Below are 26,716 nucleotides of genomic sequence, written 5' to 3' on the forward strand. Positions count from 1 at the left end.
CCCGGGGTATTTGGGCCAAGAAGAAGGGCCGGATCAGATTTCTTTTTGCAGCTCGGCGATATGGTCGGGCAGCATGCGGGCAGTGACCGAGGCCTGGCGCACCAGATTGTCGAAATGCTCGGTGAACCCCTGAACGCGTTCGGTATCGCGGAAGGCGAGGTAGTTGCGTCCGAGGTAGAGCACGGCGAGCAGGGGGCCGAAGACCGTGACCGGTGAAGAGAACAGCTTGCGGGCGTCGTAGAGGTAGACACGCAGGCGCGGATAGAGCTGCGAGCAGAGGGTCGAGAGGTGGTTGAGCTGCGCCTGTCGCAGGTCGCGCGGCACGCCTTCGTAATAGCCGACACCCTTGGCAAAGCTGGCCAGTTCATAGAGCGGCAGGGCGATTTCATAGTCGGACTGCGAGGCGCGCATCCAGTTCAGCCGGTCCTCCGAGGCGCCGATGGCCTGTGAGGTGGTGCGCCCGAGGTGGGGGGAGTATTCCCATTCCAGAACCTCGCGGGTTTTCAGCATGTCGGGCAGGCCTGCGGGGACGTGGCGGATCTTGTAGCCCTGTGCCTCGAGGTGCCAGTTGAAGATCTGTTCGTCCACCAGCGCCCGCGGGGCGGCGGTGAGGGTGAGCGAGTTGGCGAGGATGTCGGCGGCGCTTTCGGGCCGGTCGGTCAGAGAGAGCAGCCAGTCGGCGGAAACCCCCAGCGCGGCGGCACATTCACCGACCACCTGTGCATTGGGCAGGCGCGCGCCCTGATCCTTGAGAAGCTGCGAGATGGTCGAGCGGTCAACCGCGATTCTGCGGGCCAGTTCGCTCTGGCTCATGGCCTTGTCGCGCAGGGCGGTGGCGAGTCGCTGGCGGAAGCGGTCGGCGCGCAGGCGTTTGTCGATGTTTTGCGTCATATGGTGACTAATATCACCATCTGGGAATTTTGTGAATTACATTCAGAATTCCCGCATGCCCCCTGCTGGGGTAACAAAAACGTGAGCAGGGGATTTTGCCCCGATTTCAACGACATGGAGGGAAGATGGAAACGCGTCGGCGTTCACTGGTCAAGGCGGTGATCTGGAACATCATGGGGCTTTGCACGATGAGCCTTGTGGGGTTCCTGGCAACGGGGTCTGCGGCCGTCGGTGGAAAACTTGCGGTGGTCAACACCGGGATCGGTCTCACGATGTATGTGCTCTACGAACGCGTCTGGTCCGCGATCCGCTGGGGGCGTCATGTCTGATCCGCGTCGTCACCGCCCGATGATCGAATGGCCGACGCTGGCCATGCTGATGCTGTGCTATGGTACCTTCATCCTTGGCACCACCTGGGCCGGAGCCGTGTTCCTGCCGCTGGGTATTGTCCTGACCACGCTGGCGATTGCGCTGCATTCCTCGTTGACCCACGAGGTTCTGCACGGCCATCCGTTCCGCAACCAGCGCCTGAGCGACCTGACGGTGTTCCCGGCAATTGGACTGGCCATTCCCTACTACCGGTTCCGCGATACCCACCTCGCACATCACAACGACTCGATCCTGACCGATCCCTACGACGATCCCGAGAGCAACTATCTCGACGCGTCCGACTGGGAGGCGATGCCGGGCTGGTTGCAGGTGATCCGTCGCATGAACAACACGCTGTTGGGGCGGCTGGTGCTGGGGCCGGCGCTGGGGCAGGTCTGTTTCATGGCCGCCGACTGGAAGGCGATCAGGGCGGGCGACCACGCGGTTCTGACGGGCTGGCTCTGGCATGTTCCGGCACTGGCCATCGCGGTCTGGTGGATGGTGTCGGTCTCGGTTCTGCCGATCTGGGCCTATCTTCTGTCGGCCTACATGGCGCTGTCGATCCTGAAAATCCGAACCTTCCTTGAACATCAGGCGCATGAGCGGGCACGCGGGCGCACCGTCATCATCGAGGATCACGGGCCGCTTGCGTGGATTTTCCTCTACAACAGCCTGCACGTGGTGCATCACATGCATCCCAAGGTCGCCTGGTACAACCTGCCGGTCCTGTTCCGCGACAACCGCGACCGCTACATGTCGCGCAACGACAGCTATTATTTCCGGTCTTACCGCGAGATTTTCAGCCTCTATTTCCTGCGTGCCAAAGATCCGGTGCCGCATCCGCTCTGGCGGCGAAAGTGAACCCGTGATCTAACGGCGGCATGGATTTATGGATTGCCGCCGCGCTTGCAGCCGCACTGTTTCAGACCGTGCGCTTCATGCTTCAGAAACATCTGAGCCAGGTGTCGCTCTCGGCTGCGGGGGCGACGTTTGCGCGGTTTGTCTATTCGGCACCGGTGGCGGTGGTGTTGATGCTGCTTTATGGCGGTCTGCCTGTTCTGCCGGGGGCGACCTTCTGGGGCTTTGGCATCGTCGGCGGGGCGGCGCAGATCACGGCGACGGTTTGCACCGTGATGCTGTTCGGGCGGCGTAACCTTGCGGTGGGGATGACCTTTATCAAGGTCGAAGTCCTGCTGACCGCCCTGATTGGCATGGTGGTGCTTGGCGAAACCGTGAGCCCTGCGGGTCTGCTGGCGATGATCGTCGGCATCGCCGGGGTTCTGGTGCTGGGTGGCCCGGTCGAAAGCAGCGGCCCCTTGCTGCGCCGATTGATCAGCCCCTCTGCGGCGCTGGGCCTGTCGGCGGGCGCCTTGTTCGGGGTCTCGGCGGTCTGCTATCGCGGGGCCTCGCTTGAGGTGGTTGGGGAAGATCCGGTCCTGCGGGCGGTGATCACGCTTGCGGCCGTCACTTCGATGCAGATGGTCGGCATGGCGATCTGGCTGCGGCTGCGCGAAGCGGGCGAGATGACCCGCGTGATTGGCGCGTGGCGCAGTGCCGGCTGGATCGGGTTGACCAGCATGGCCGGCACCTTTTGCTGGTTTACGGCTTTCACCTTGCAGAACGCGGCCTATGTCAAAGCGGTTGGGCAGGTCGAGCTGATCTTTGGCATTCTTGGCACGGTTTTGATCTTCCGCGAGCGGATCAGTGGGCGCGAATGGCTGGGCATGGCGCTCTTGTCAGGCAGCATCCTGGCGCTTGTGCTGGTGCTTTGACGGCGCGATCAGTCGTCGCGCCAGTCCGGCGTGCGGCCTTTCAGTTGCTTGAACAGGCTGGCCTCGTCATCGTTCTTGAAGAACGGCACCGCATCCGGCGGCGAGGTATCATGCAGGCGGGCTTCGACCTCGGCCAGAACCACCTCGGTGATGAAGGGCAGGTCATATTCCCGCGCCTTGCGCAACGACACCCATTGCAGGTGCGAAAGCTCTTCGCAGGCCTGCGAGAAATCGTCGAGATCGCTTTGCAGGGCGGTTGCATCAATCAGGAAAAACCGGGCGTCGAATCGGCGCGGTCGGCCCGGAGGGGTGATGGCGCGAAACACGAATTGCAGGCCGTGCGCGACGGGCAGGTGGCCGGTTTCGGCAAAGCCCTTCCAGTCGGCGGGTGGTTCGCCCTCCCAGTTGCCGGGGGTGCCAAGGATCTGACCGGTTTCTTCCCACAGCTCGCGCACCGCAGCCACGGCCAGCGCGTGCGAGATGGTTTCCGGCGTGTCGTCGCGCAGGTCTTCGGCAAGGCGTTCGTCGCAGGGGGCCTCGATCCCAAGCGCCAGGGGGATGTCGAAGTCCTCGGCATCCACGGCGCCACCGGGAAAGACGAACTTGTTGGGCATGAAAGCGGCCTTGGCACCGCGCTGGCCCATCAGGATCTGCGGATCGGTTTCACGATCCCGCAGCACGATCACCGTGGCCGCATTGCGGATTGCCGTCTTGTCTTCGCTCATTCTGCGCCCCTTGGTCTTGTTATGTCAGCGGTCGTCGGTTCCGAAGCCGTGCATGCGCCGTGCCCATTGGAAGGCAACAACCACACCCTTCAGTCTTGGCAGAAGGTAGAGCGAGAGAGCGACACAGCCAACCGCAAAAATCGTGAACATGATGAGAGGCTCGGGACGCCAGCGGACGAACACGATGTGCAGCAGCGGCGCCATCAGGTGACCGACAATGAGAATGGTCAGGTAAGCAGGCCCGTCGTCGGCCCGTTGCGGCGACAGGTCTTCACGGCAGACCGAGCAGGTGCTGCGCACCTTGAGATAGCCCTTGAGCATAGGGCCGCTGCCGCAATTGGGGCACTTTCGTCGCCAGCCCTTGAATAGGGCAGGCCACAAGGCGCGCTCCGGTGCCTTGGCTACAGAAGTCATCAATGTTTCCTCGCTTATCCCGTATCCAAGATGTGACGGCATCGGGTTCTTTGAAAGTGGTCAAAACCGCCCCGCGTCCCGATGTCGCAAAACCGTCGCGGAAGCCTCTGAAACCCGCGGGAAACTTTTTTCGACGGAAAGGCTGGGGTGGTGCGTTTTATGGTCAGGAAACGGGAAATGAAGCCGGTTCCTGACCTGACAAAGGAGACGAGTAGATGAAACGTGCAATGATTATTTCCGGTGTGTTGGCAGCAGCGATGGGCCTGACGGCGGTGTCGGCTTCGGCCAAGGGTTGGGGCCCGGGCGGCCATCATGGGCCGCGCCCGATGATGAACTTCGAGGCATTCGATGCCGACAAGGACGGCAAGGTGACGAAGGCCGAGATGGAAGCCTTTGCCAAGGCCAAGTTCACCGAGGCTGACACGGATGGCGACGGCCTGTTGAGCCAGGAAGAGATGCAGGCCAAGGCGCTGGAAGAAGCGCAGAAGCGTATGAAAGAGCGGTCGGCCAAGATGATCGAGCGCAAGGATGCCGACAAGGACGGCAAGCTGAGCTTCGAAGAGATGTCGGCCAACGAGAAGCGCAAGGACAAGATGTTCAACCGCCTCGATCGTGACGGCGATGGTGCCATTTCGAAGGAAGAGTTCGAAGAGGCGCGCGCCCACATGGAAGAGCGTGGCCACAAGATGAAGAAACGCCACAAGCAGCAGGACAACTAAGTCCCTCGTCGGCCACGTGCGCAGTAGGTGAGCACGTGGCCGTCATTGAAAGATAAGAAAAATCGGGCTAGCCAACTGGACCATGGACATGCCGTATGATGCGCAGGAGGAGGTGCCGGACGAGGCGCTGTTGGTGCTCTATGCCAATGGTGATCCGTCGGCCGCGCGTATTCTGACCCTGCGGATGACGCCAAGGGTTTTCTCGCATGCCTATCGTGTACTGGGGGATCGGGCCGAGGCGGAAGACGTCGCGCAGGAGGCGCTGATGCGTCTGTGGAAGATCGCGCCGGACTGGCGCAGCGGCGAGGCGAAGGTGACAACCTGGCTGTTCCGGGTGGTGGCCAATCTGTGCACGGATCGCCTGCGCAAACGGCGCGGGGTTGATCTCGATACGGTGCCCGAGCCAGAGGACGATACGGCCTCGGCGGCGGACATGATGCAGGAGCGCGCCCGGATGGATGCGCTGCAACAGGCGCTGGGCACCTTGTCGGATCGCCAGAGACAGGCGGTTGTGCTGCGCCATATAGAAGGTCTTGGCAATCCCGAGATTGCAGAGATCATGGAGATCAGCGTTGAGGCCGTCGAAAGCCTCACCGCACGGGGAAAACGGGCCTTGGCCAAGGTATTGGCCGGCCGACGGGAAGAACTGGGGTATAGCGATGGCTGAGAAACATCAGGACGACGCATTGCTTGATGCATTGTTTGCGGAAGCGGCCGGAGACGGAAAGCCCGAGGTGTCTGCCGACCTTATGGCACGCATCCTTGCGGATGCCGAGGCGATGCAACCCACCGCGGCGGCGCTGGCGGCACGACCCGCACGCCAAGGGCTGTTTTCCCAGTTCATGCAGGCCATTGGCGGCTGGCCGTCGCTGGCAGGGCTGGCTACCGCAACCGTGGCCGGTGTCTGGATCGGGTTCAGCGCCTATGGCACCATCGTGCCCTCAAGCGTCGCCGATCTGATTGAGGGCGACAGCCAGACCTACCTGGCCTATGTCGATGCCAGCTATGCGCTCGCCGGTGAGGAATGACCAAATGACACAAGACACCCAGCCAACATCGACCGAAAAGCCGCGTATGCGCCGGGGGATGCGGATCATCCTGATTGCCTCGCTGGCGCTCAACGTGATTGTTGTCGGCCTGATCATCGGGGCGGTTGTTGGTCATTCCCGTGATGATGACCGCCGTCGGCCGAATATCAGCCTGCCGCCCCACGTACGCGCGTTGGACTGGGACCACCGGCGCGAGATCGGTAAGGCGATCCGCAAGGCCTATCGCGCAGACGGTCTGGGCGCGCGCACCGAACGAAGCCAGCTTGAAAAGATGGCGGCCGCGATCGAAGCCAGCCCCTTTGACCGCGCCAGTCTTGAGGCCGTGCAGGTCGAGCTTGAAAGCGTGATGTCTCGCCGGGTTGGTCGTGCCCGTGATATCTGGCTAGATCACGTCGAGAGCATGACGGACCGGGAGCGGGCAGCCTATGCCGACCGCCTGCGCCATTCGCTGACCAAGAAAAAGCGTGACAAGGACGATCACGACTGACGGTCTGCGATCAGCGCTGTTCAGGCCGGGGGATTCCCGGCCTTTCTCATGCGGCGGGTGAGTTGATCGTGACCTGGTCGCGCCCGGTTGATTTTGCTCCGTAAAGCGCGCGGTCTGCCCGGTCGAGCAGGGTTTCGGCCACCTCTGCAGAGGAAAGATCCACGTCGCGGGCCATGGCGATGCCGATGCTGATTGTGACTGGAATGTTCAATTCACGCTCCTTGATCAACACGGGCGCGCTGCGCACCGCCTGACAGAGGGTGTCGGCTGCAGACTGGGCCCGCGCGGGGCAGGTTGCGGGCATTGCGATCAGGAACTCTTCTCCCCCGATCCGCGCCAGCAGATCCGACGGCGTGAGGCTGCGGCGCAACCGGCGTGCGACAGCGCGCAACACCTTGTCGCCGACCCCGTGGCCATAGCGGTCATTGATCTGTTTGAAGTGGTCCAGATCGGCGACCATGACAGCAAAGTCGCGTCCGGTCGCATGGGCCAGTTCGGCAATCCGCGCAAGATGGGGAAGGGCATAGCGACGGTTGTGCAGCCCCGTCAGGGGATCGATGATGGCAGCCTCAAGCCCCTCGCGCACGTTCTGGCGGAACCGGTCGGCCAGGCGCTTGCGCTGCACCAGTCGCGACAGGCGCAGGGCGATTTCCTCGGCGTCGAAACCGTCTGTGACAATGTCGTCCGCGCCAAGGTCGAGCGCATCGGCATAAAGCTCGCGGCCCTGCGGCGGCAAGAGAACAAGAACCCGCGCATGGCGCGTGGCACGGCGTGCGCGCACCTCTGCAAGAAGGCGCAGCCCCTCTTCGAGGTGATCGGGCGGCAGCGCAATGACCAGCGCATCCGGCGGGGGTTGTTTGGACAGGCCGCGTAGCAGATCAGCGACCGGGTGGCTTGCAACCGCGAAGGGCACCATCGGTTGCAGCCCCAGTTTCCAGCGCGCGCCGGTGATCGCGTCCGGCGCGGCAAGCAGAACGCGGGCCTGCGGGACAAAGGCCGTGCTTGCCGGCTCGGCAAATCCCAACGCCTCGGCCGCGCCGTCCTGCAGCGCGAGTCCGTCAGACGGGTCTCGACTGCGGATCAGGCTGCGGATCCGGGCCAGCAGCTCGAGTTCGTCCACGGGTTTAAGAAGGATGTCGTCTGTCCGTGCCCGCAGGGCCGCCTTGCGGCGTGGAAGACTGGTGTCGGACGACAGCATCAGTATCGGGGTTTGTGCGCCCGCAGGGGAGGCCTTGAGCCGTCGGCAAATCTCGGTTCCGCTGCTCTGATCCTGCCAATCCCCGTTCATCACCACAAGGTCGGGGCGTTCCCGTTCCAAGGCGGCGTGCGCCTCGGTCTCGGAACTGGCCTGACAGACATGGTAGGACGCAGCGCAGAGTTTGACCTTGAGCAGGATGCGATTGGTCGGGACACTGTCGATGATCAGGATCTTTCCTGGCATGGGTCGCCCTGGAAGGTTGCATTAAGGATGATTCACTCTGTATTCGCATTGGTTAAGAAAAGATTGCGAGTGAGCCGAAACATGACCCTTTCCCAGGAAGCCGCTTCCACGATTGCCCTCAAAGCGCTGGCCTGGCTGGTCAGCAATGACGAGCTGATGCCGGTCTTCATGGGGGCGACGGGCGCCTCGGAGGATGATCTGCGTGCGCAGGCGGCCGATCCGGGGTTTCAGGCTTCGGTGCTTGAGTTCCTGACCATGGACGACGCATGGGTTGTCAGTTTTTGTGACACCATCAGCGAGGATTACATGACGCCGATGATGGCCCTGAATGCCCTGCGCGGCGAAGCGGGGCGTCATTGGACGTGATTTTCTGACATCAAACTGCAATAGAATCGTGCCAATGGGCGCGGCGCGGCGGGACAGCCGCCAAAACGGGGAGCGAGTAGAATGCGTGTAGACGGGCTTTTGTTCGACAAGGACGGGACGCTTTTTGATTTCGGGGCCACCTGGAACAGCTGGGCAGGCGGCATGATCCGTGATTTTGCCAATGGCGACGACGCCCTGGCCGAACGCATTGCCCGCGCAATGGATTTCGATCTTGGCACCGGTGCCTTCCTGCCGCAAAGCATCATCATTGCCGGGACCAACCGCGATGCAGCCGAAGCGGTGGCCAGTGCCTTGCCCGGGGCCGACGTGGCCGCGCTGGAAGAGCGCCTGATGCGGGCGGCGGCCACGGCCCCTCTGGTCGAGGCAGTGCCTCTGGGCGCGTTTCTGGATGATCTGGCGGGCTTTGGCATGCGCCTTGGCGTGATGACCAACGATACGGAATATGCGGCCCGGGCGCATCTGGGCGAGGCCGGCGTGGTCGAGAAATTCGATTTCGTGGCGGGCTTTGACAGCGGATTCGGTGCCAAGCCCGATCCCTCGCCGCTCTTGGCCTTTGCCGATCAGATGTCGCTTGATCCGGCACGTGTGGTGATGGTGGGCGACAGTACCCATGATCTCGTTGCCGGACGGCGGGCCGGGATGCAGACCGTCGCGGTTCTGACCGGCGTTGCACTTGAGGATGAACTGGCGCCCTATGCCGATGCGGTCTTTCCCGATATCGGCCATCTGACCGCCTGGGTGCAGGGCTAGGCCACAAGCGAATCCATCTTTTTGAACAGGGCGTGCCAAGGGGCGCGCCCTTTCCTTTTGTGCCTTCCTTTGCGTCTCGAAATGGTGCCTGTTCAAAAAACGACGAGTTTTGTCGTAAAGGTCTGATTAATCGATCCGGCCCTCGTGTTTGCTGTTGGGAACAACGCATGAGGAGACTGTCATGAGTGACACAGGTGGACGCAGGCGGCGCGGTGGTGGCCGCGCGGGCAATTCGGCGCGGCGCACAAGCGCGGGGGTTATCGAACAGATGCCATGGCGTCAGCCGGTCAATATCGATCGGCCGACCGAACCCCTGACCGAGGAAGGCGTTCAGGCGATCCACGACGGCGCGATGCGCATTCTCGAAGAGATCGGCATCGAGTTCTACAACGAGGAAGCCAAGGGCATCCTCAAGGAAGCCGGCTGTACCGTTGATGGTGACAACGTGCGCATGGGCCGTGATTTCGTCATGGAGATGGTCGGCAAGGCGCCGTCGAGCTGGACCATGACACCGCGTAATGCCGAGCGCCAGATCACGCTGGGTGATAACCACATCCTGTTCGGCAACGTGTCTTCGCCGCCGAACTACTGGGACATGGAGTTGGGCCGCAAGGTGCCGGGCACACGCGAGATGTGCGCCAACCTGTTCAAGCTGAGCCAGTATTTCAACTGTATCCACTTTGTCGGCGGCTATCCGGTGGAACCGCAGGACATCCACGCCAGCGTGCGTCACCTTGACGTGCTCTATGACAAGCTCACGCTGACCGACAAGGTGGCGCACACCTATTCGCTTGGCAAAGAGCGGGTCGAGGATTCGATGGAGATGGTGCGGATCTCCGGCGGCTGGAGTGACGAGGAATTCGAAGCCAGCCCGAAAATGTACACCAACATCAACTCGACGTCGCCGCTCAAGCATGACGAACCGATGATGGATGGCTGGATGCGCATGGCGCGTCGCAACCAGGGCCTCGTGGTGACCCCCTTCACGCTGGCGGGCGCGATGGCTCCGGTCACCATGTCGGGTGCGGTGGCGCAGTCTCTGGCCGAAGGTCTTTGTGCGGTGGCGTTGGCCCAGTACATCCGCCCCGGCGCAGCCTGCGCGATTGGCACCTTTACCTCGAATGTCGACATGAAATCCGGTGCACCGGCCTTTGGCACGCCGGAATACATGCGCGCCACCCAGATGACCGGTCAGATGGCGCGGTTCTACGGCCTGCCGATGCGAGCCTCCGGTGTCTGCGCCGCCAACGTGCCGGACGGTCAGGCGATGTGGGAAACCTCGAATTCGCTGTGGTCTGCGGTACAGGCCGGGGCCAACATGGTCTATCACGCGGCTGGTTGGCTTGAGGGCGGGCTAATTGCCAGCCCTGAGAAATTCGTTATGGACTGCGAAGTCCTGCAAATGATCCAGCGCTACATGGAGCCGGTGATCACCGAAACCGGCCCCGACGAAATCGCGCTGGATGCGATCAAGGATGTGGGCAACGCGGGCCACTTCTTTGGCATCCAGCACACGCAGGACCGCTATACCACCGCCTTCTATCAGCCGTTTGTCTCGGACTGGCGCAACTACGAGGCCTGGGAAGCGGCCGGATCGGTCTGGACGCCGGAACGCGCGCACCATGTCTACAAGGACATCATCAACAGCTTCGAAGCGCCGCCCATGGACGAGGCGATCCGCGAGGAACTCGCCGATTTCGTGGCCCGCCGAAAGGCAGAGGGCGGGGCCCCCACCGACTTCTGAGCAGGGTTTGTTACCGACTGGAAAGGGCGTCCCCGTGGGGCGCCCTTTTGCGTTTGGAGCTGTTGCACCCACCACGCGCCGTCATGCCGCCACGGCATTCCGTGGAAACTTCGCTTTCAAGTTTTTGGCAAAAGGCTTTAAACTAAAGCGGGTTAAGGGGGACTTGGCATGACACCAGCCGACAGCAAGGATATTTCGAGCCGCGCAACGATGGCCCTGATCGGAGGCGTCGTGGGCTTTGCGATGTGGATGTTGATCGACGTGGTGCCAGATGTCCTGACCAACCCGCATGTCTTTGTGACGGTCACGGCGGCGGTGGCGGGCTTCAGCGGCGTTTTGCTCGGGATTGTCGGGCCGGTGCCATTGCGGCGAGCGGTGCCGGGCGCTCTTGGGCTTGCGATACCGGCGGCCCTTGCGCTGGGCTGGGCCAGTCTGCGCCACGAGACGCTTCAGGGGTTCGGAGACGACGGGCTTGCCCTGCTGGCCTGGGCGGTGATCCTCTTCGTGGGAACGCCGTTCATGGCCGTGCGCCTGATTCACCCCGATCGTTGGCGCAACTATGGCGAACTCTTTGATTTCAGCTGGTCGGTGGTGGTGCGCTATTCGGCGGCCTGGCTGTTTGCCGGCGTGTTCTGGGGTATTCTGCTGCTTTCGAACGCCCTGTTCGAGATCGTCGCGATCACCATTATCGAAGACCTTCTGGACATCGATCCCGTACCCCATGTCCTGACCGGCGCGGTTCTGGGTCTTGCGCTGACCGTGGTCTACGAGATGCGGGAATATCTCTCGCCCTTCATGGTGCTGCGCCTGATGCGCATCCTCGTGCCGGTGATGGTCGTCGTGGTTGGCGTCTTTGCGCTTGCTCTGCCGTTTCGCGACATGAACAACCTATTTGGCGGGCTGTCCCCCTCGGCCACGCTCCTGGTGGTTGCCATCGGCAGCATCACCCTGGTCAGCGTCGCCGTCGACCGCAGTGATGATCGTGCCGTGGCGCTGCGGTTCATGCGTCTGGCAACCGAAGCGCTTGCCATTCTGCTCGTGGTTCTGGCCGGGCTGACGGTCTATGCGATCTGGCTTAGGGTCGATCAGCATGGCTGGACGCCCGAACGCCTTGCCGCGGCCATCGCAGCCGGCATCGTTTCGACCTATGCCGTGGTTTACGCCCTTGCCGTTGCCCGGCGTGGCGGCTGGATGCAGCACGTGCGTGATGCCAATGTCTGGGTGGCGCTGGGGGTGATCGGCGTGGCTTTTCTCTGGCTGACACCGGTCCTCAATCCCGAACGGATCGCCACCAACAGCCAGGTTGCGCGCTACCTTGACGGCCGCGTGTCTGCCGATGATGCCGCGGTCTGGGAAATGGCGCATGATTGGGGGCGGGCCGGGCAGGTGGGCCTTGCGCGTCTGGCCGCGCTGGAAGGCGAAGAACACGCCGATATTCGCAAGGCGATTGACCTTGCGGGCCAGACCGACCGCCGCCATGTCTTTCAGCGGCGCTCTGGTGACAAGGCGCGCGAGATCAAGGTGGCCGATCTGCTGGCGAACCTGACGGTGGTCGGCTCCGGTGCCGAGATGACCGCGGATGCGCTGTCCATTCTGCCAGACTTCCGCCTTGACGACTGGGGGCAGGTCTGTGCCCGGGCCAGCGATCCCGGCTGTGTTGTGGTGATCGGGGATTTTGGCGGGGCCGAGGGCGCGGAAGGCATCCTGTTCCTGCCGCGCCGAGGGGTGCACTATGACGCCATCCAGCTGCGCTTCGAAGAGGACAGGCTGATTGCCGGTGCCTTCCTGCGCAACCAGAGCCGCGACGGTGTGGCCGAAATCACGGAGGACGACGTGGCGCGGATCAAGGCGGGTGACTTTGAAATCGCCCCCTCAAGCCGCAAATCGCTCTGGTTGGACGATCTGGAAATAAGTCCTGACAATTGAAGCTATTGAAGGCTTCTTAAACCTTTGATCGCAGGATCGGCCTCGAACAGTCGGGGCAGAAGGCATGCATGGTCTGATCAACAGGGCGATCCAGTGTTTCGTTCAGGACAACTACGGCTTTGATCGCTGGCAGAGCATGTGCTTTGCCGCCGGGTTGGACGAGGTCGAGTTCGAAGCGATGCTGCACTACGAGGATGAGCTGACGGACCAGCTGCTTGATATGGTCTCGGCCGCGCTGAAATCCCCCCGTGACACGGTTCTGGAAGACATCGGAACCTACCTTGTGTCGCATCCCAACGTCGAAGCCTTGCGCAGGTTGCTGCGGTTTGGGGGCGAGACCTTTGTTGATTTCCTGAATTCGCTTGAGGAACTTCCCGATCGGGCGCGGCTGGCGGTGGATGATCTGGTTCTGCCGCAACTGGACGTCCGCGAAGTCGACCCGCATCATTTCCGTCTCACCTGCCGATTTCCGCGCCCGGGGTTCGGGCATGTGGCTGTCGGTATTCTACGCACGCTGGCTGATGACTATGGGGCGCTTGTCTTTCTGGAACATAACGGGGTTCTGGCCGGTGCAGAAGAAATCGACATTACCCTGATCGAAACGGCCTTTGCCAAGGGGCGCAGTTTCGAGATCGGGGCGCGGGCGGTTTAGGGTATGTTGCATGATCGCGATATCGCGCAGCTTCTGGCGCGGCTGTGCCCCATGCACCTTGCGGTGGATGAGCAGGGGCGGGTGATGCACATCGGGCCGACACTTGCCAAGCTCTTGCCGGACAAGCGCAAGGAGGACGCCTGCCTGTTTGACCTGATCGAAGTGCGCCGGCCAAGCGGTGTGTGCGATATGAACGCCCTGCTGGCACGACAGCGGCAGAAACTTTCTCTGCGTCTGCGCGGGCATGGGGGGCATGCCTTCAAGGGGGTGTTCGTGGCCGTGCCCGGGCAGGGTGGAATCCTCGACCTCTCTTTTGGCATCGCGATCATGGATGGGGTCCGCGACTTCGAACTCAGCGCCTCTGATTTCGCGGTGACCGACCTCGCCATCGAGATGCTCTACCTGATCGAGGCCAAATCGGCAGCGATGGAGGTGTCGCGCAAGCTTAACCAGCGGCTTCAGGGGGCAAAAATCGCAGCTGAGGAACAGGCCTTTACCGACACGTTGACCGGCCTCAAGAACCGCCGCGCGGTGGATCACGTTCTGCCCCGCCTGATCGACCGGGGCGAAGCGGTGACGCTGATGCAGGTGGATCTCGATTTCTTCAAGGCGGTGAACGATACCCATGGCCATCCGGCGGGGGATCACGTGTTGCAAAGCGTCGCCCACGTGCTGGTGCAGGAAACCCGACAGGGGGATTGCGTGGCGCGGGTGGGCGGTGACGAATTCGTCATCATCCTTGTTGGTGAGGTGGACGAGGCCGCGGTTGCCCATATCGCCCAACGCCTGATTGAACGGATCGAGGCCCCGATCCGCTGGCGTGGTGACACCTGTGAAATCTCGGCGTCGATCGGTATTGCGACCAACGCCTTTGGTAGTGGCGATACAGGCGAAACACTGTGGGCGCGCGCCGACACCGCGCTGTATGCCGCCAAGAATGGCGGGCGTGGCCGTTTTCGTATGGCTTAGGCGCGCGCCCGCCCGCAAGGGGCGGGCAGACCCGTCAGCGTTTGTTTTTCATCGCGTTCAGCAGGGCATCGCCCAAGGCGCCCGTGCCACCGCCCTGGGGTTTGCCACCCTGATGACGGCCCGCGCCTTGGGGTTTGCCCTTGCCCTGATAGGTGCGCTGTCCGCCCTGCGGTTTGCCGCGTTGGGGCTTGTCGCCCCGGTTTCCGGCGCCGCCCGCATCCCGGCCACCGCCGTCCTTGCGCATCGACAGGCCGATACGTTTGCGCGGCGCGTCCACCTCGGTCACGCGGACCTTGACCACGTCGCCGGTTTTCACCACCTCATGCGGGTCTTTGACAAAGCGATCCGCCAGCTGACTGATGTGGACAAGCCCGTCCTGATGCACCCCGATGTCGACAAAGGCCCCAAAGGCCGCCACGTTGGTAACGGTGCCTTCCAGCACCATGCCGGGTTTGAGATCGGAAATCTCTTCGACACCATCGGTAAAGGTGGCGGTCTTGAAGCTCGGGCGCGGGTCGCGGCCCGGTTTCTCAAGTTCGGAGAGGATGTCCCGCACGGTCGGTAGACCAAAGTTGTCGTCAACAAAATCCTCGGCGCGCAGGCGTTTCAACGCGCCTTCATCTCCCATGATGCTGCGCAGGTCACGGCCACAGGCCTCGACGATGCGGCGGGCCACGCCATAGGCCTCGGGGTGGACGGATGAGGCATCCAGCGGCTCGGCCCCTTCGCGGATGCGCAGGAAGCCTGCGCACTGTTCATAAGCCTTCGGCCCCAACCCGCGCACATCAAGAAGGTCCTTACGCGCCGAAAACGCGCCGTGGATGTCGCGGTGCATCACCACCGCATGAGCCAGCGACGGCGTTAGGCCCGCGACATGCGACAGCAGCGGCGCCGAGGCCATGTTGAGATCCACCCCAACCGCGTTCACCGCGTCCTCGACCACGCCCTCAAGCGCCTGTGACAGGCGGCGCTGGTCCACGTCGTGCTGGTACTGGCCGACACCGATCGACTGCGGTTCGATCTTCACCAGTTCGGCCAGCGGGTCCTGAAGGCGGCGGGCAATCGACACCGCACCACGCAGCGACACATCGAGATCGGGGAATTCGGCCGCGGCGGTTTCCGAGGCCGAATAGACGGATGCACCCGCTTCCGAGACCACGACCTTGGTGGGTTTCTTGATGCTGGCCGGCAGCAGTTTCAAAAGGTCGCCCACAAGACGTTCGGTCTCGCGGCTTGCGGTGCCATTGCCGATGGCGATCAGTTCCACGTCGTGTTTGCGGATCAGCTCGATCAGCTTGGCCTCGGTGCCGCGCAGATCGTTCTTGGGCTGGAAGGGATAGACGGTTGCCGTATCCAGAAGCTTGCCCGTGGCATCCACCACGGCCACTTTGACACCTGTCCGGATACCCGGATCAAGGCCCAGTGTTGCCCGCGCACCCGCCGGAGCAGCGAGGAGCAAGTCTTTGAGGTTGCGTGCAAAAACCGTGATCGCCTCTTCATGGGCGGCGCGGCGCATCTCAGTCATCAGGTCAAGGTACATGGTCAGGCTCAGCTTGACCCGCCAGGTCCACGAGGCCGCAGCCCGCAGCCACTGATCGCCCGGGCCATCGCCTTGGATGCCGATCTCGGCGGCGATCATGTCGACCGCGCGGGGAACACCGGTGTCGGCGTCAGGGGCGATCTCGATGCTGACGATTTCCTCTTTCGAGGCCCGCAGGATCGCCAGCGCGCGGTGCGATGGGATCGTCGCCCAGGCCTCGCGGTGATCGAAATAGTCCGAGAACTTGGCCCCGGCCTGTTCCTTGCCCTCCTGAACCCGTGCCGAGACAAAGGCCTCTTTCTTCATGAAATCCCGCAGCGATCCCAGAAGGCCCGCGTTTTCCGCCAGCGTTTCCACGAGGATGTCACGCGCGCCGTTGAGGGCGTCTTTCACGGTTGCCACCGCTTCGGACAGATACCCTTCGGCCAGCGTTTCCGGCACGGCGGCGCGGTCATCAAGGATGGCCTGCAACAGCGGCTCCAGCCCGTTTTCCCGCGCGATCATCGCCTTGGTGCGGCGCTTGGGTTTGTAGGGCAGATAGATGTCCTCCAGCGCCGCCTTGGTGTCGGCACCGGCAATGGATTTCGCCAGCGCATCCGTCAGCTTGCCCTGATCCTTGATCGATTGCAGGATCGTTTCGCGGCGGGCTTCCATGTCACGCAGATAGGTCAGGCGATCAGACAGCGTGCGCAGCTGCGTATCGTCCAGACCCCCGGTCACCTCTTTCCGGTAGCGGGCCACGAAGGGCACGGTTGCGCCTTCGTCCAGAAGGGTCACAGCGGCCGAAACCTGGGTTGCGGCGGCGCCGATCTCGGTGGCGATGGTGCGGGCAATGCGGGCGGCGGTGGTGTCCAAGGCTTCTTTTCTCCGACTGTTGGGAGGGTCTTGATAGCGGCGTGCAGGGGGGCTGCCAAGTGGAAGAAACCGCGATGCGGGGGGTTCCGTAAAAATACGATCCCGTAGTCCTACGATTGACGGCGGGGGCGGGCTTGCGCGAAGTGAAGGGATGAAACGCAAAGTAGTCTCCGCCGCCGAAGCTGCCGCCCTGATCAAGGATGGCGACACCATCACCACCTCCGGATTCGTCGGGATCGGCGTGCCGGATGAACTCCTGTCGGCTGTTGAAAAACGGTTTGTCGAGACCGGGCACCCGCGTGACCTGTCGCTGGTCTTTGCCGCCGGTCAGGGCGACGGCAAGGAGCGTGGGTTGAACCGGCTTGGCCACGAAGGCCTGCTCAAACGAGTTGTCGGCGGGCATTGGGGGCTGATCCCCAAGGTGGCGCAGCTGGCGACGCAGGGAAAGATCGAGGGCTGGAACCTGCCGCAGGGCTGTATCAGCCAACTGTATCGCGACATTGCGGCGGGCAAGCCGGGCATGTTGTCGAAGGTCGGGCTTGGCACCTTTGTCGACCCGCGTCTCGGTGGCGGCGCGATCAACGAGATCAGCACCGAACCGCAGGTCGAGTTGATGGAGATCGGCGGGGAAGAGGTGCTGTATTATCCCGCACCACGCCTGACGGTGGCCCTGTTGCGCGGCACCACGGCGGATGAGGCGGGCAATATCACGATGGAGCGCGAGGCGCTGACCATCGACAACCTTGCACAGGCCATGGCGGTGCATAACGCGGGCGGCGTGGTGATCGTTCAGGTGGAACGCATCGCGCAGGCCCGCACATTGCCCGCGCGCGAGGTGCAGATACCGGGCATCCTTGTTGATGCCGTGGTGGTGGCCGAGCCGGAAAATCACCTTCAGACCTATCGCACGGCCTTTAGCCACGGGTTCACCAACCGCATCCGCTCTCCTCAGGGGGAAATCCCGCCGATGCCGCTGGATGCGCGCAAGATCATCGCGCGGCGCTGTGCGTTCGAACTGCCGGTCAACGGGGTTGTGAACCTTGGCATCGGCATGCCCGAAGGGGTGGCCGCCGTGGCCGCGGAAGAGGGGCTTCTGGAGCATATGACCCTGACGGCAGAGCCGGGGGTGATCGGGGGGCAGCCTGCCTCGGGGCTGGATTTCGGGGCGGCGATCAACACCGACGCGGTGATCCCGCAGAACAACCAGTTCGATTTCTACGATGGCGGCGGGCTCGATATGGCCTGTCTTGGTCTTGCGCAGGCCGACCGCCACGGCAACGTCAATGTTTCGCGCTTTGGCCCGCGTCTGGCCGGGGCCGGGGGCTTTATCAATATCTCGCAGAACGCGCGGCGCGTGGTCTTTGCCGGCACCTTCACGGCCTCCGGCCTCGATCTTGCCATCGAGAACGGGCAGATTGCGGTGCGCGAGGAGGGCAAGGCGCAGAAGTTTCTTGCCGATGTCGAGCAGATCACCTTCTCAGGCGCGCGTGCCGGACAGTTGGGCCAGCCCGTGCTTTATGTGACCGAACGCGCGGTGTTCGAACTGTCGGGGCAGGGGTTGAAGCTCATGGAAATCGCGCCGGGCGTTGATCTCGAGCGCGACATCATCGGCCAGATGGCCGTGCCGCCAGTGATCGACGACGAGCTGCGCCTGATGGATGACCGGATTTTCCGCGAGGGTGAAATGGGGCTGCGCACCGATCTGCTTCACCTCGATCTGCCCGACCGCATTGCCGTCGACCCGAGCGTGGGCCGTCTGTACCTCAACTTTGAAAAGATGCGGGTGCGTCGCCAGTCCGAGGTCGACCGGGTTGGCGAGTTGGTGGCTGCGGCCTGCGCGCCGCTGGCCGACAAGGTGGATGTGATCGTGAACTATGACGGGTTCAAGATCGACGAGACACTGGAAAACGAATGGGCGCGGATGGTGGCGGCGTTGGATGCGCAATACTACCGCACGGTTTCACGCTATTCAGGATCGGCCTTCATGCGTATGAAATTGCACGAGGTTTTCCCACATGCCCGCCCGCATATCTTCGAGACAAGCGAACAGGCACGGTCTTTCCTCGACGCGGCGCAGTCCTAGCGCGCGGCCTCGGACGCCGGCCGGCCGCGTGCGATCAGATCCACCATCGTCTTGATGCGCGGGCCTGCATGGCGCAGGAACATGGTATAGCTTTCGCAGAAATAGTTGTGCCCCGCCTCACCATCTTTCGAGGTCGCAAACCGCTGTTTCGGACAGCCACCGTTGCAGGCAAAGCGGAATGAGCAGGACTGGCACTGTTTGGTCAGCGTCTCTTTCTTGTCGCGTCCGAATTGTTGTTGCCGTTCGGTCCAGAGCATCTCGCGCAGGGGCGTTTCGGTGATCTTGCCAAGGCGGTACTCTGGGTAAACATAGTGGTCACAGGAATAGAGGCTGCCGTCATGCTCAAGCGCAAGGCCGTTGCCGCAGGTTTCGGCATAGACGCAAAGCGAAGATTGCCCGTTCAGCCAGAGCCCGACCTGGGTGTCGAAATACTGGACAAAGACCTTGCCGATGTCGGCCTTGAACCAGGTGTCAAAGACATCGCAGAGGAACTTGCCATAGGCGCGAGGGGCAACGCTCCATTCGGTCACGGCGTTGCCGGGGTCCATATCGACCTGCGGCGCACTCGCCAGCCCGTCACCGGCGCTGCGTTCGGCAATCGGGATGAACTGGATATAGTCAAAGCCCGCCCCCTTGAGGAACTTGTAGATCTCGCGCCCCTTGCCGCCATTGGCGCGATGCACGGTGGTCAGCGCGTTGTGCTCTACCCCGTGGCGCTGCAGGACATCAAGACCGCGCATCACCGCGTCAAAGGTGGGGCGACCCGCCCGGTCGATGCGGTAACGGTCGTGGATTTTCTTGGGGCCGTCGATGCTCAGCCCGACAAGAAAGCGGTTGTCTTTCAGGAAGCTGCCCCAGGTGTCGTCCAGAAGCATACCGTTAGTCTGGAAGGCGTTTGAACAGGTCGCGCCGTCGGGCAGGTATTTCTGCTGAAGTGCCACGATCTTGCGGAAGTAATCCACCCCCAGCATCGTCGGTTCCCCGCCCTGCCACGCGAAATGCAACTCGGGCATGCCCGCCTCTAGCGAGGCCTCAATGGTCTGGCGGATATAGCTCTCCAACACCTCGTCGGACATCCGAAACTTCTTTTCCGAGGGGAAAAGCTTTTCCTTTTCAAGATAATAGCAGTAGGTGCAATCAATGTTGCACCGCGGACCAATCGGCTTGGTCATGATGTTGAACGGTGTGGGTTGACCAGCCATGGTGTGCCTCCGCGCTTTCAGCTCCTGTTGTGGCCCGGAAGGCATATGCTTTGCAATCGTTTCATGCGCGACCTTGGCATTGGGGTGCAGTATTCGCGAAACGCGAATAATCAATTCGCATTTGCCCCGATTTTTCTGGTTCCGCTGCGGGATTATATGCGCTTCGAACAAGAACCCGGAGCATTCCCATGAAAGACATCGCCACCCTTCAGGACGTTCAGGCCCAGATCATCGAGGCCTTCACCTTCCGCCACGCCTGCAAACTGTTCGACGCCGAGCGCAAGGTGCCGGACGACCAGTTCGACACCATCCTCGAAGCCGCCCGCCTGTCGCCCACATCCTTCGGGCACGAACCTTTCCAGATCCTGATGATCCAGAACCCGGACAAGCGCGAGCTGTTCCGCGATTTTGCCTGGGGCGCCAATGGCTCGATGCACGGCACCAGCGGGCAGCTTGGCACCGCCAGCCATTTCGGCATCATCCTCGCCCATACCTCCGAAACCATGACCGCCGGGTCGCCCTATCTTCAGTCGTTCTATCGCGACGTGAAACTGCTGCCGGAAGAGGTCATCGAGCTGTTCAACGGCGCCTATGGCAAGTTCCAGGCCGAGGATTTCGACATTCACGGCGACCGCCAGATCACCGACTGGTCGGCGCGTCAGGCCTATATCGTTCTGGCCAACATGATGACGGCCGGCGCGTTGATGGGCATCGATTCCTGCCCCATCGAAGGCTTCGAGATCGCGCGCACGCAAGACGTTCTGCAGGAACACTTCGGCGTCGATCCCAAGGCCTACCGTCCGGCGGTGATGTTCGCCTTCGGCTACCGCGCCGCGGAACCCGCCTTTGGCAAGACCCGCCGCGAGACCGACAAGATGGTTCAGTGGTTCTGAAACCAAAAGAGGCGGCGCATATCGCAAGCCTCTTGCCGGACGTGTTGTAATGCCAGACACACCGCAAAGCACAACAGGCGCTTGCAACAAACCACCCCTCGCAGGTTTCCGCGAGGGGTGTTTTCGGAGCGGCGGCTATGCGGACTTTGCTTCCGTTGACGCCTCTGCTTTGCTAGTGGCGGTCATCGACTAAAAGAGTGCCACGCTGCCAAAAGTCCTCCACCTTTCTCCACCAGAATGCACTTTCTGGTTTCAGATACTGAACGAAATCTTTCGGTTCGGTCCCGACATGCAAGTTTTCGTTTTGGAGGTCTTCGATAAAACCGACGGTCGCCGCCTCTTTCACATAGGGCTCCCCCTCTATCAGCCACGTTTCAACAACTTCGAAAATCTGGCCTAGTTCCTTTGTTCGTCCAGATGACAACAACCCCGAACACTCGCGAACCAAATCGGAGATAAGTAGGTAGTTAGGAAGCCCCTCGGGATCGCCAGCCCATTCATCTACAAATTCTTGCCACTTACTAGAAAAGTTAGGATAGGCCACGAGAATGGGTTCGAACATTTGGTCGCGATTGATCATGTTGTTCTTCTTCTCACCAATTACGAATGTGTGCAACGGAGAGACTTCATACGGTGGAATGGGCTTAAAGCAGGCGCGAAGGCCTGAACTGTCCCGAAGGTCTGTTTGGCGGGACGAAGCCGCCGCGAACAAAAGTCATCAAATGACTATAAAGCTACTTCGGTCTGGATCTATCTTCTGGGTAACCATGAGACTAAAGAGCGCGTCTAAGAGTGGTGAAATTTTTTCTTCTGACGGTGAAAACATGTCGCCCCAGACGCGGACAAACCCCCGGAGCGTATTGTGAAACTCTGCGGATTTCTCGTTGTCCGAAAGCTGAACTGCCATCCTTTGAAGTTCTGCCAAAATGCGTTTCACCGCTGGAGCATTAGGCGTATCCGTCAAACACTCCTGAATTTCTTCAACTATGTCTGTTGCACGAACATCCATCTGTTCTGGCCTTCAGCGTAACGATATATTTTCCGTGAGCGACATTGGTCGCACCGCAGCATGCTGTCAACAAAGGCTCACACCAGACATTGCCCCACCCGCCAATTCCGCAACACGTCTGTAAGTGGCTTGCGCAAATCGTCGCCCCTCTTGCCTTTTGTCATGGTTTCCCCACCTGACACCGCATAGCGCTGGAAACTGGCGGGTTGACCCTTGGGGTCGGCTTCGCCACTACAACCGGCAGGAAAACGTTTTGGGGAACAGATCATGGCCAGAACTCCGACACCTCAGCAGGGTGAAGCGGAACGCGAGAAATCCAAACGCGTCAGCGCATTGCGCGGCCTTGGCCCGTTCCTTGCCCCCTACCGGAAAATGGTGGCGCTGGCCGGTCTTGCCCTAACGCTGACCGCCTGTGTCTCGCTGATCCTGCCGGTGGCGGTGCGCCGCGTGGTCGACAATTTCGGCACCGAAAGCGATATGCTGCTCGACCGCTATTTCTTTGCCGCACTTGCCTTTGCCGGGTTGCTGGCGGTGGGAACCGCGCTTCGGTATCTGCTGGTCACCCGTCTTGGCGAAATCGTGGTCGCCGATATCCGCAAGGCCGTGTTTGACCGCGTCATCGGGATGAGCCCGGCTTTCTATGAAAAGATCATGACCGGCGAAGTTCTGAGCCGGATCACCACGGACACCACGGTGATCCAGTCGGTGATCGGCTCGTCCGTTTCGGTGGCCCTGCGCAATGTGCTGATCTTTATCGGTGGCCTTGTCCTGATGCTGTTCACCTCGGCCAAGTTGACGGGCATGGTGCTTTTGATCGTGCCTGCCGTGATCGTGCCGATCCTTGTTCTGGGCCGCCGCCTGCGCAAGCTCAGCCGCGAAAACCAGGACTGGATCGCCGAAAGTTCGGGCAATGCCTCCGAGGCGCTGTTGTCGGTGCAGACCGTGCAGGCCTTTACCAACGAGACCCGCGCCAAGGACGGGTTTGCCGATGTAACCGACCTGTCGCTGCTGGCGGCCAAGCGGCGCATCAACACCCGCGCCGTGATGACGATGATCGTGATCTTCCTGATCTTCACCGGCGTGGTCGGCGTGCTGTGGATCGGGGCCCGCGATGTGCGGGCAGGGGGCATGAGCGTCGGTGCGCTGGTGCAATTCGTGATCTACTCGGTTATGGTGGCGGGCGCGGTTGGCGCGCTGTCGGAAATCTGGGGCGAACTCCAGCGGGCCGCCGGCGCCACCGAACGTCTTGTCGAACTGCTGCACGCCGAAGACAGCGTAAATGATCCTGCCGCCCCCAAGGCCCTGCCGTCGCCGGTGAGGGGAGAGATCAGCTTTGAAGGCGTGTCCTTTGCCTATCCTTCGCGGCCCAATATCTCGGCCCTGTCCGAGGTGGACCTGACCATCGCGCCGGGCGAAACCGTGGCGCTTGTTGGCCCGTCCGGGGCGGGCAAGACCACGGTCATCCAGTTGATCCAGCGTTTCTATGACGCCGATCACGGGCGCATCTGCCTGGATGGCATTCCGTTGACGGATGTGTCGCGCGACACCTTCCGCCGCCATCTTGCCCTTGTGCCGCAGGATCCGGTGATCTTTGCCGACACCGCCCGCGAGAACATCCGTTTCGGCCGTCTTGATGCCACTGACGCCGAGGTCGAGGCCGCCGCCCGTGCCGCCGCTGCGCATGACTTCATCACCGCCTTGCCCGAAGGCTATGACAGTTTCGTCGGCGAACGCGGCGTGATGCTGTCCGGTGGACAGAAGCAACGGATCGCCATTGCCCGCGCGATCCTGCGCGATGCGCCTGTTCTGCTCTTGGACGAGGCCACATCGGCGCTCGATGCGGAAAGCGAACGTCTCGTGCAGGACGCGGTTGACGAAATGGCGCGCACCCGGACCACGATCATTGTCGCCCACCGTCTTGCGACGGTGAAAAAGGCCGACCGGATCATTGTTCTCGAAGGGGGCCGCATCGTGGCGCAGGGCAAACACGACGATCTCGTTGCAGAGGGCGGGCTTTATGCCAAACTGGCCCGGCTTCAGTTCACAGACGGGGCCAACGGGCTCTGAATTCCCCCTAACTTCCCTCTCTCTCCTCCGGCAGGGTCGCGCCACGAAACACTCTGGGAGACAAGAGACATGGGACTGTGGAATTTTCTGAAGGGCGCGGGCAAATCGCTGGTGGGCGGAGACGACACGCCGGACGCAGAGGCGCTCAAGCAAGAGGTGCATGAGCTGGGTCTGGATGCCGAAGGTCTGGACATCACCGTCGAGGGCGACACCGTCAAGGTGACCGGCGAGGCCGCAAGCCAGGAGATGCGTGAAAAGGTGATCCTTGCCGTCGGCAACGTCGAGGGTGTGTCGGCTGTCGAGGACAACGTGAGCGGCCCCGAGCCGGTGTTCCACACGGTCGAGAAGGGCGATACCCTCTGGGCCATCGCGACGAAGACCCTTGGCAACGGCTCGCGTTATACCGAGATTTTCGAGGCCAACCGCCCGATGCTGAAAGATCCCGACCTGATCTATCCTGGCCAGGTTCTGCGCATTCCGCAGGACGGCTGAGAGGGGCAGACATGCGCATTCTCGGGGGCGGCCACACGGCCGCCCTTTTTGCGTTCTGCGGCAAGGCAGCGGCCCCTTTGCCATTGCGATAGCGCAAACTTGGCATATTTAGTTCAACTACAAGTGTTTTAACGCAACGTTTCTAATTCGCTTGACCCTGCGTAGGCTGTGGCCAAACACTTGCGGGATGGTGTTTTTGCCCCCATCGTTGGGCGCAATAGATGCGCGCGTGACGGGCAATACGGGAGGAGTATCACATATGACGTTTTCATCGGTTGAAGACTTGCAAAAGATTGAACAGGAAATGCCCTGGTCCGAGCGGGAGCTTCCCACGACTCTTTACGAGTTTCTGACCCATACTAAGGATCGCTTCCCGAACCGTCCCGCGATCTCTTACCAGCTTCTGTCGGGGGCCAAGGACAAGGCCGAAACCCTGACCTGGGCCGAGTTGCACAGCAAGAGCGTGCAGGCGGCCAACCTGTTCCGCGATCTGGGTGTGGGCGAAAAGGACACCATCGCCTATATCCTGCCGAACGCGAACGAGACCATGTTCACGCTGTTGGGCGGCATGATCGCGGGCATCGTGAACCCGATCAACCCGCTGCTCGAGCCGGAGCAGATCGGTGCGATCCTGCGCGAAACCGATGCCAAGGTCGTGGTCACGCTGAAACCGTTCCCCAAGACCGACGTTGCCCAGAAAGTGGCCGAGGCCGTGCGCCACGCACCGCATGTGCACACCGTCCTCGAGATTGATCTCAACCGCTATCTGACCCCGCCGAAATCCTGGATCGTGCCGCTGATCCGCCCCAAGCTCGAGGGCAAGCCGCACGCCGACTACAAGGATTTCAACAAGGAAATCGCCAGGCAGAACACCACCCTGGATTTCGCCGATTCCGATGGTGACCGGGTGGCCGCCTATTTCCACACCGGCGGCACCACGGGGATGCCGAAAGTGGCCCAGCACCTCTATTCCGGCATGATCTACAATGGCTGGCTTGGGGATCGCCTGCTGTTCACCGAAAAAGACAGCATCATGTGCCCGCTGCCGCTGTTCCACGTTTTCGCGGTACACGTCATCATGCAGGCGGCGATCTCGTCCGGCGCCCACGTGGTCTTTCCGACGCCGCAGGGCTATCGTGGGGATGGCGTTTTCGACAACTTCTGGAAGCTGATCGAACGCTGGAAAACCTCTTTCATCATCACCGTGCCCACCGCCGTTGCCGCCCTGATGCAGCGCGAGGTGGACGCCGATATCTCGACAGTGAAAACCGCCTTCTCCGGCTCTGCACCGATGCCGCTTGAATTGTTCAAACGGTTTGAGAGCACCTGTGGTGTGGACATCGTCGAAGGCTACGGCCTAACCGAGGCGACCTGCCTTGTGTCCTGCAACCCGCCCACCGGTGCCAAAAAGGTCGGGTCGGTCGGCCTGCCGTTCCCGCATACCGACGTGCGCATCTTCAAAGATACTCCCGATGGTCCGGTGGAATGCGCCACCGATGAGGTCGGGGAAATCTGTGTCTCGAACCCGGGCGTCTATGCAGGCAACACCTATACCGAAGCCGACAAGAACGCCGATCTCTATCATCACGAGAAATACCTGCGGACCGGTGACCTCGGGCGCATTGACGAAGACGGCTATCTCTGGATCACCGGCCGGGCCAAGGATCTCATCATTCGCGGCGGTCACAACATTGATCCCGCCGAGATCGAAGAAGCCATGCTGGCGCACCACGATGTTGCCTTCGCCGGTGCCATCGGTCAGCCGGACGCCTACGCCGGCGAGGTGCCCTGCGTCTATGTCGAACTGGTTGAGGGCGCGAGTGTTTCGCAGGAAGAGCTTGAGAAACACGCCAAGGTCCACATCCACGAACGCGCGGCCATGCCCAAGCACGTCGAGGTCATGCCGGAACTGCCGAAAACCGCTGTCGGCAAGATCTTCAAACCCGACCTGCGCAAATCGGCGATCACGCGCATCTACAATGCGGCTCTTGAAAAAGAGGGTGTGCCGGCCCGCGTGACCTCGGTTCTTGATGACAAGAAGCGCGGTCTGGTGGCCCAGCTGACCAACAACGGCGATGCCTCGGACGAGGAAGTGGGCAAGGTGCTTGGCGATTTCATCCGTCCGTGGGAATGGGCGCAGGAAAGCGAGCAGGTCTGAAACACCGTGACGCGACCCCGAAAAAGGCGGGGCGCGTAACAGTTCGATGAATTTTTGCCGGGTGGCGGGGAGACCTGCCACCCGGTGTCGCTTGGGGCTTTCAAGCGACGTGTTTGGGCGCT

26 protein-coding genes are annotated in these 26,716 nt (G+C 61.7%); 18 read left to right on the plus strand and 8 right to left on the minus strand.

Annotated elements, in window-relative coordinates; genetic code table 11:
- Positions 1-33: 33 nt before the first annotated feature.
- A complete protein-coding gene (locus NNA36_RS06980) occupies positions 34-891 on the minus strand; it encodes a helix-turn-helix domain-containing protein (RefSeq protein WP_255105676.1) in 858 nt (285 codons plus the stop codon).
- Between the two features lie 125 nt (positions 892-1,016).
- Between NNA36_RS06980 and NNA36_RS06985 the strand changes: the two genes are divergently transcribed.
- The 3 genes from NNA36_RS06985 to NNA36_RS06995 are packed head-to-tail and all read left to right on the plus strand — an operon-like array spanning position 1,017 to position 3,032.
- Complete coding sequence (locus NNA36_RS06985; protein ID WP_255105679.1) at positions 1,017-1,220, plus strand: DUF2061 domain-containing protein; 204 nt, start codon at positions 1,017-1,019, stop codon at positions 1,218-1,220.
- Positions 1,213-2,121: a fatty acid desaturase gene (locus NNA36_RS06990; RefSeq protein WP_255105682.1), complete on the plus strand. Its 909-nt coding sequence runs from the start codon at positions 1,213-1,215 to the stop codon at positions 2,119-2,121. Before NNA36_RS06985 ends, NNA36_RS06990 begins: the two co-directional genes overlap by 8 nt.
- 20 nt (positions 2,122-2,141) lie before the next feature.
- A complete protein-coding gene (locus NNA36_RS06995; protein ID WP_255105683.1) occupies positions 2,142-3,032 on the plus strand; it encodes a DMT family transporter in 891 nt (296 codons plus the stop codon).
- An 8-nt stretch (positions 3,033-3,040) separates the two neighbouring features.
- On the opposite strand, the gene NNA36_RS07000 is transcribed toward NNA36_RS06995, so the two are convergent.
- Both NNA36_RS07000 and NNA36_RS07005 read right to left on the minus strand, forming a co-directional pair.
- Positions 3,041-3,757 carry an NUDIX hydrolase gene (locus tag NNA36_RS07000; protein WP_255105685.1) on the minus strand — a complete coding sequence of 239 codons (717 nt, stop codon included), beginning with the start codon at positions 3,755-3,757 and terminating at the stop codon, positions 3,041-3,043.
- 24 nt (positions 3,758-3,781) lie between these two features.
- Positions 3,782-4,171, minus strand: coding sequence for a DUF983 domain-containing protein (locus tag NNA36_RS07005; RefSeq protein ID WP_255105687.1), 390 nt, complete (start codon positions 4,169-4,171; stop codon positions 3,782-3,784).
- Positions 4,172-4,386: 215 nt separating this feature from the next.
- Here NNA36_RS07005 and NNA36_RS07010 point away from each other — a divergent pair, with 215 nt between their 5' ends.
- The 4 genes from NNA36_RS07010 to NNA36_RS07025 all read left to right on the plus strand — a co-directional run bounded on the left by NNA36_RS07010 (position 4,387) and on the right by NNA36_RS07025 (position 6,426).
- A complete protein-coding gene (locus tag NNA36_RS07010; protein ID WP_255105689.1) occupies positions 4,387-4,890 on the plus strand; it encodes an EF-hand domain-containing protein in 504 nt (167 codons plus the stop codon).
- Between the two features lie 82 nt (positions 4,891-4,972).
- Positions 4,973-5,557: an RNA polymerase sigma factor gene (locus tag NNA36_RS07015; protein ID WP_255105691.1), complete on the plus strand. Its 585-nt coding sequence runs from the start codon at positions 4,973-4,975 to the stop codon at positions 5,555-5,557.
- Positions 5,550-5,918 (plus strand): hypothetical protein, encoded by a 369-nt coding sequence (locus tag NNA36_RS07020; protein WP_255105692.1) that lies wholly within the window; start codon positions 5,550-5,552, stop codon positions 5,916-5,918. The genes NNA36_RS07015 and NNA36_RS07020 overlap by 8 nt, the downstream gene beginning before the upstream one ends.
- A gap of 4 nt (positions 5,919-5,922) precedes the next feature.
- A complete protein-coding gene (locus tag NNA36_RS07025) occupies positions 5,923-6,426 on the plus strand; it encodes a periplasmic heavy metal sensor (protein WP_255105694.1) in 504 nt (167 codons plus the stop codon).
- Positions 6,427-6,472: 46 nt separating this feature from the next.
- Here NNA36_RS07025 and NNA36_RS07030 read toward each other — a convergent pair whose 3' ends face one another.
- Positions 6,473-7,867, minus strand: coding sequence for a diguanylate cyclase (locus tag NNA36_RS07030; protein ID WP_255105696.1), 1,395 nt, complete (start codon positions 7,865-7,867; stop codon positions 6,473-6,475).
- Between the two features lie 81 nt (positions 7,868-7,948).
- On the opposite strand from NNA36_RS07030, the gene NNA36_RS07035 reads away from it, so the two are divergent.
- From NNA36_RS07035 to NNA36_RS07060, 6 genes are all read left to right on the plus strand, one after another.
- Entirely contained in the window at positions 7,949-8,233 is a 285-nt protein-coding gene (locus tag NNA36_RS07035; RefSeq protein WP_255105697.1) for a DUF3572 domain-containing protein, read from the plus strand.
- 81 nt (positions 8,234-8,314) lie between these two features.
- Positions 8,315-9,004, plus strand: coding sequence for an HAD family hydrolase (locus tag NNA36_RS07040; RefSeq protein WP_255105698.1), 690 nt, complete (start codon positions 8,315-8,317; stop codon positions 9,002-9,004).
- Positions 9,005-9,185: 181 nt separating this feature from the next.
- The gene (locus NNA36_RS07045) at positions 9,186-10,748 is read left to right on the plus strand and encodes a trimethylamine methyltransferase family protein (protein WP_255105700.1); all 1,563 of its coding nucleotides are present in this window, start codon (positions 9,186-9,188) and stop codon (positions 10,746-10,748) included.
- A 168-nt stretch (positions 10,749-10,916) separates the two neighbouring features.
- Positions 10,917-12,674 carry a DUF4153 domain-containing protein gene (locus NNA36_RS07050; protein ID WP_255105702.1) on the plus strand — a complete coding sequence of 586 codons (1,758 nt, stop codon included), beginning with the start codon at positions 10,917-10,919 and terminating at the stop codon, positions 12,672-12,674.
- A gap of 64 nt (positions 12,675-12,738) precedes the next feature.
- Complete coding sequence (locus tag NNA36_RS07055; protein ID WP_255105704.1) at positions 12,739-13,326, plus strand: heme NO-binding domain-containing protein; 588 nt, start codon at positions 12,739-12,741, stop codon at positions 13,324-13,326.
- A 3-nt stretch (positions 13,327-13,329) separates the two neighbouring features.
- On the plus strand, positions 13,330-14,295 hold the full coding sequence (locus NNA36_RS07060) for a GGDEF domain-containing protein (protein WP_255105706.1): 966 nt from the start codon (positions 13,330-13,332) through the stop codon (positions 14,293-14,295).
- A 34-nt stretch (positions 14,296-14,329) separates the two neighbouring features.
- On the opposite strand, the gene NNA36_RS07065 is transcribed toward NNA36_RS07060, so the two are convergent.
- The gene (locus tag NNA36_RS07065; protein ID WP_255105708.1) at positions 14,330-16,690 is read right to left on the minus strand and encodes a Tex family protein; all 2,361 of its coding nucleotides are present in this window, start codon (positions 16,688-16,690) and stop codon (positions 14,330-14,332) included.
- Between the two features lie 151 nt (positions 16,691-16,841).
- On the opposite strand from NNA36_RS07065, the gene NNA36_RS07070 reads away from it, so the two are divergent.
- The gene (locus NNA36_RS07070; protein ID WP_255105711.1) at positions 16,842-18,773 is read left to right on the plus strand and encodes an acyl CoA:acetate/3-ketoacid CoA transferase; all 1,932 of its coding nucleotides are present in this window, start codon (positions 16,842-16,844) and stop codon (positions 18,771-18,773) included.
- Here NNA36_RS07070 and NNA36_RS07075 read toward each other — a convergent pair.
- A complete protein-coding gene (locus NNA36_RS07075; protein WP_255105713.1) occupies positions 18,770-19,975 on the minus strand; it encodes an anaerobic sulfatase maturase in 1,206 nt (401 codons plus the stop codon). The two genes, NNA36_RS07070 and NNA36_RS07075, sit on opposite strands and share 4 nt — an antisense overlap.
- A gap of 188 nt (positions 19,976-20,163) precedes the next feature.
- Between NNA36_RS07075 and NNA36_RS07080 the strand changes: the two genes are divergently transcribed.
- Positions 20,164-20,868 (plus strand): NAD(P)H-dependent oxidoreductase, encoded by a 705-nt coding sequence (locus tag NNA36_RS07080; RefSeq protein ID WP_255105715.1) that lies wholly within the window; start codon positions 20,164-20,166, stop codon positions 20,866-20,868.
- Positions 20,869-21,040: 172 nt separating this feature from the next.
- Here the strand turns inward: NNA36_RS07080 and NNA36_RS07085 are convergent, their stop codons facing one another.
- Entirely contained in the window at positions 21,041-21,448 is a 408-nt protein-coding gene (locus tag NNA36_RS07085; RefSeq protein ID WP_255105717.1) for a hypothetical protein, read from the minus strand.
- Between the two features lie 138 nt (positions 21,449-21,586).
- Entirely contained in the window at positions 21,587-21,877 is a 291-nt protein-coding gene (locus NNA36_RS07090) for a hypothetical protein (protein WP_255105718.1), read from the minus strand.
- Between the two features lie 267 nt (positions 21,878-22,144).
- Between NNA36_RS07090 and NNA36_RS07095 the strand changes: the two genes are divergently transcribed.
- The 3 genes from NNA36_RS07095 to NNA36_RS07105 all read left to right on the plus strand — a co-directional run bounded on the left by NNA36_RS07095 (position 22,145) and on the right by NNA36_RS07105 (position 26,594).
- Positions 22,145-23,944 carry an ABC transporter transmembrane domain-containing protein gene (locus tag NNA36_RS07095; protein WP_255105721.1) on the plus strand — a complete coding sequence of 600 codons (1,800 nt, stop codon included), beginning with the start codon at positions 22,145-22,147 and terminating at the stop codon, positions 23,942-23,944.
- A gap of 69 nt (positions 23,945-24,013) precedes the next feature.
- Complete coding sequence (lysM, locus tag NNA36_RS07100; protein WP_255105723.1) at positions 24,014-24,436, plus strand: peptidoglycan-binding protein LysM; 423 nt, start codon at positions 24,014-24,016, stop codon at positions 24,434-24,436.
- Between the two features lie 259 nt (positions 24,437-24,695).
- Positions 24,696-26,594 (plus strand): acyl-CoA synthetase, encoded by a 1,899-nt coding sequence (locus NNA36_RS07105; protein ID WP_255105726.1) that lies wholly within the window; start codon positions 24,696-24,698, stop codon positions 26,592-26,594.
- Positions 26,595-26,716: the final 122 nt, after the last annotated feature.

Origin of the sequence: Shimia sp. CNT1-13L.2 (genome assembly GCF_024331145.1) — a bacterium.
Classification (GTDB): domain Bacteria; phylum Pseudomonadota; class Alphaproteobacteria; order Rhodobacterales; family Rhodobacteraceae; genus Shimia.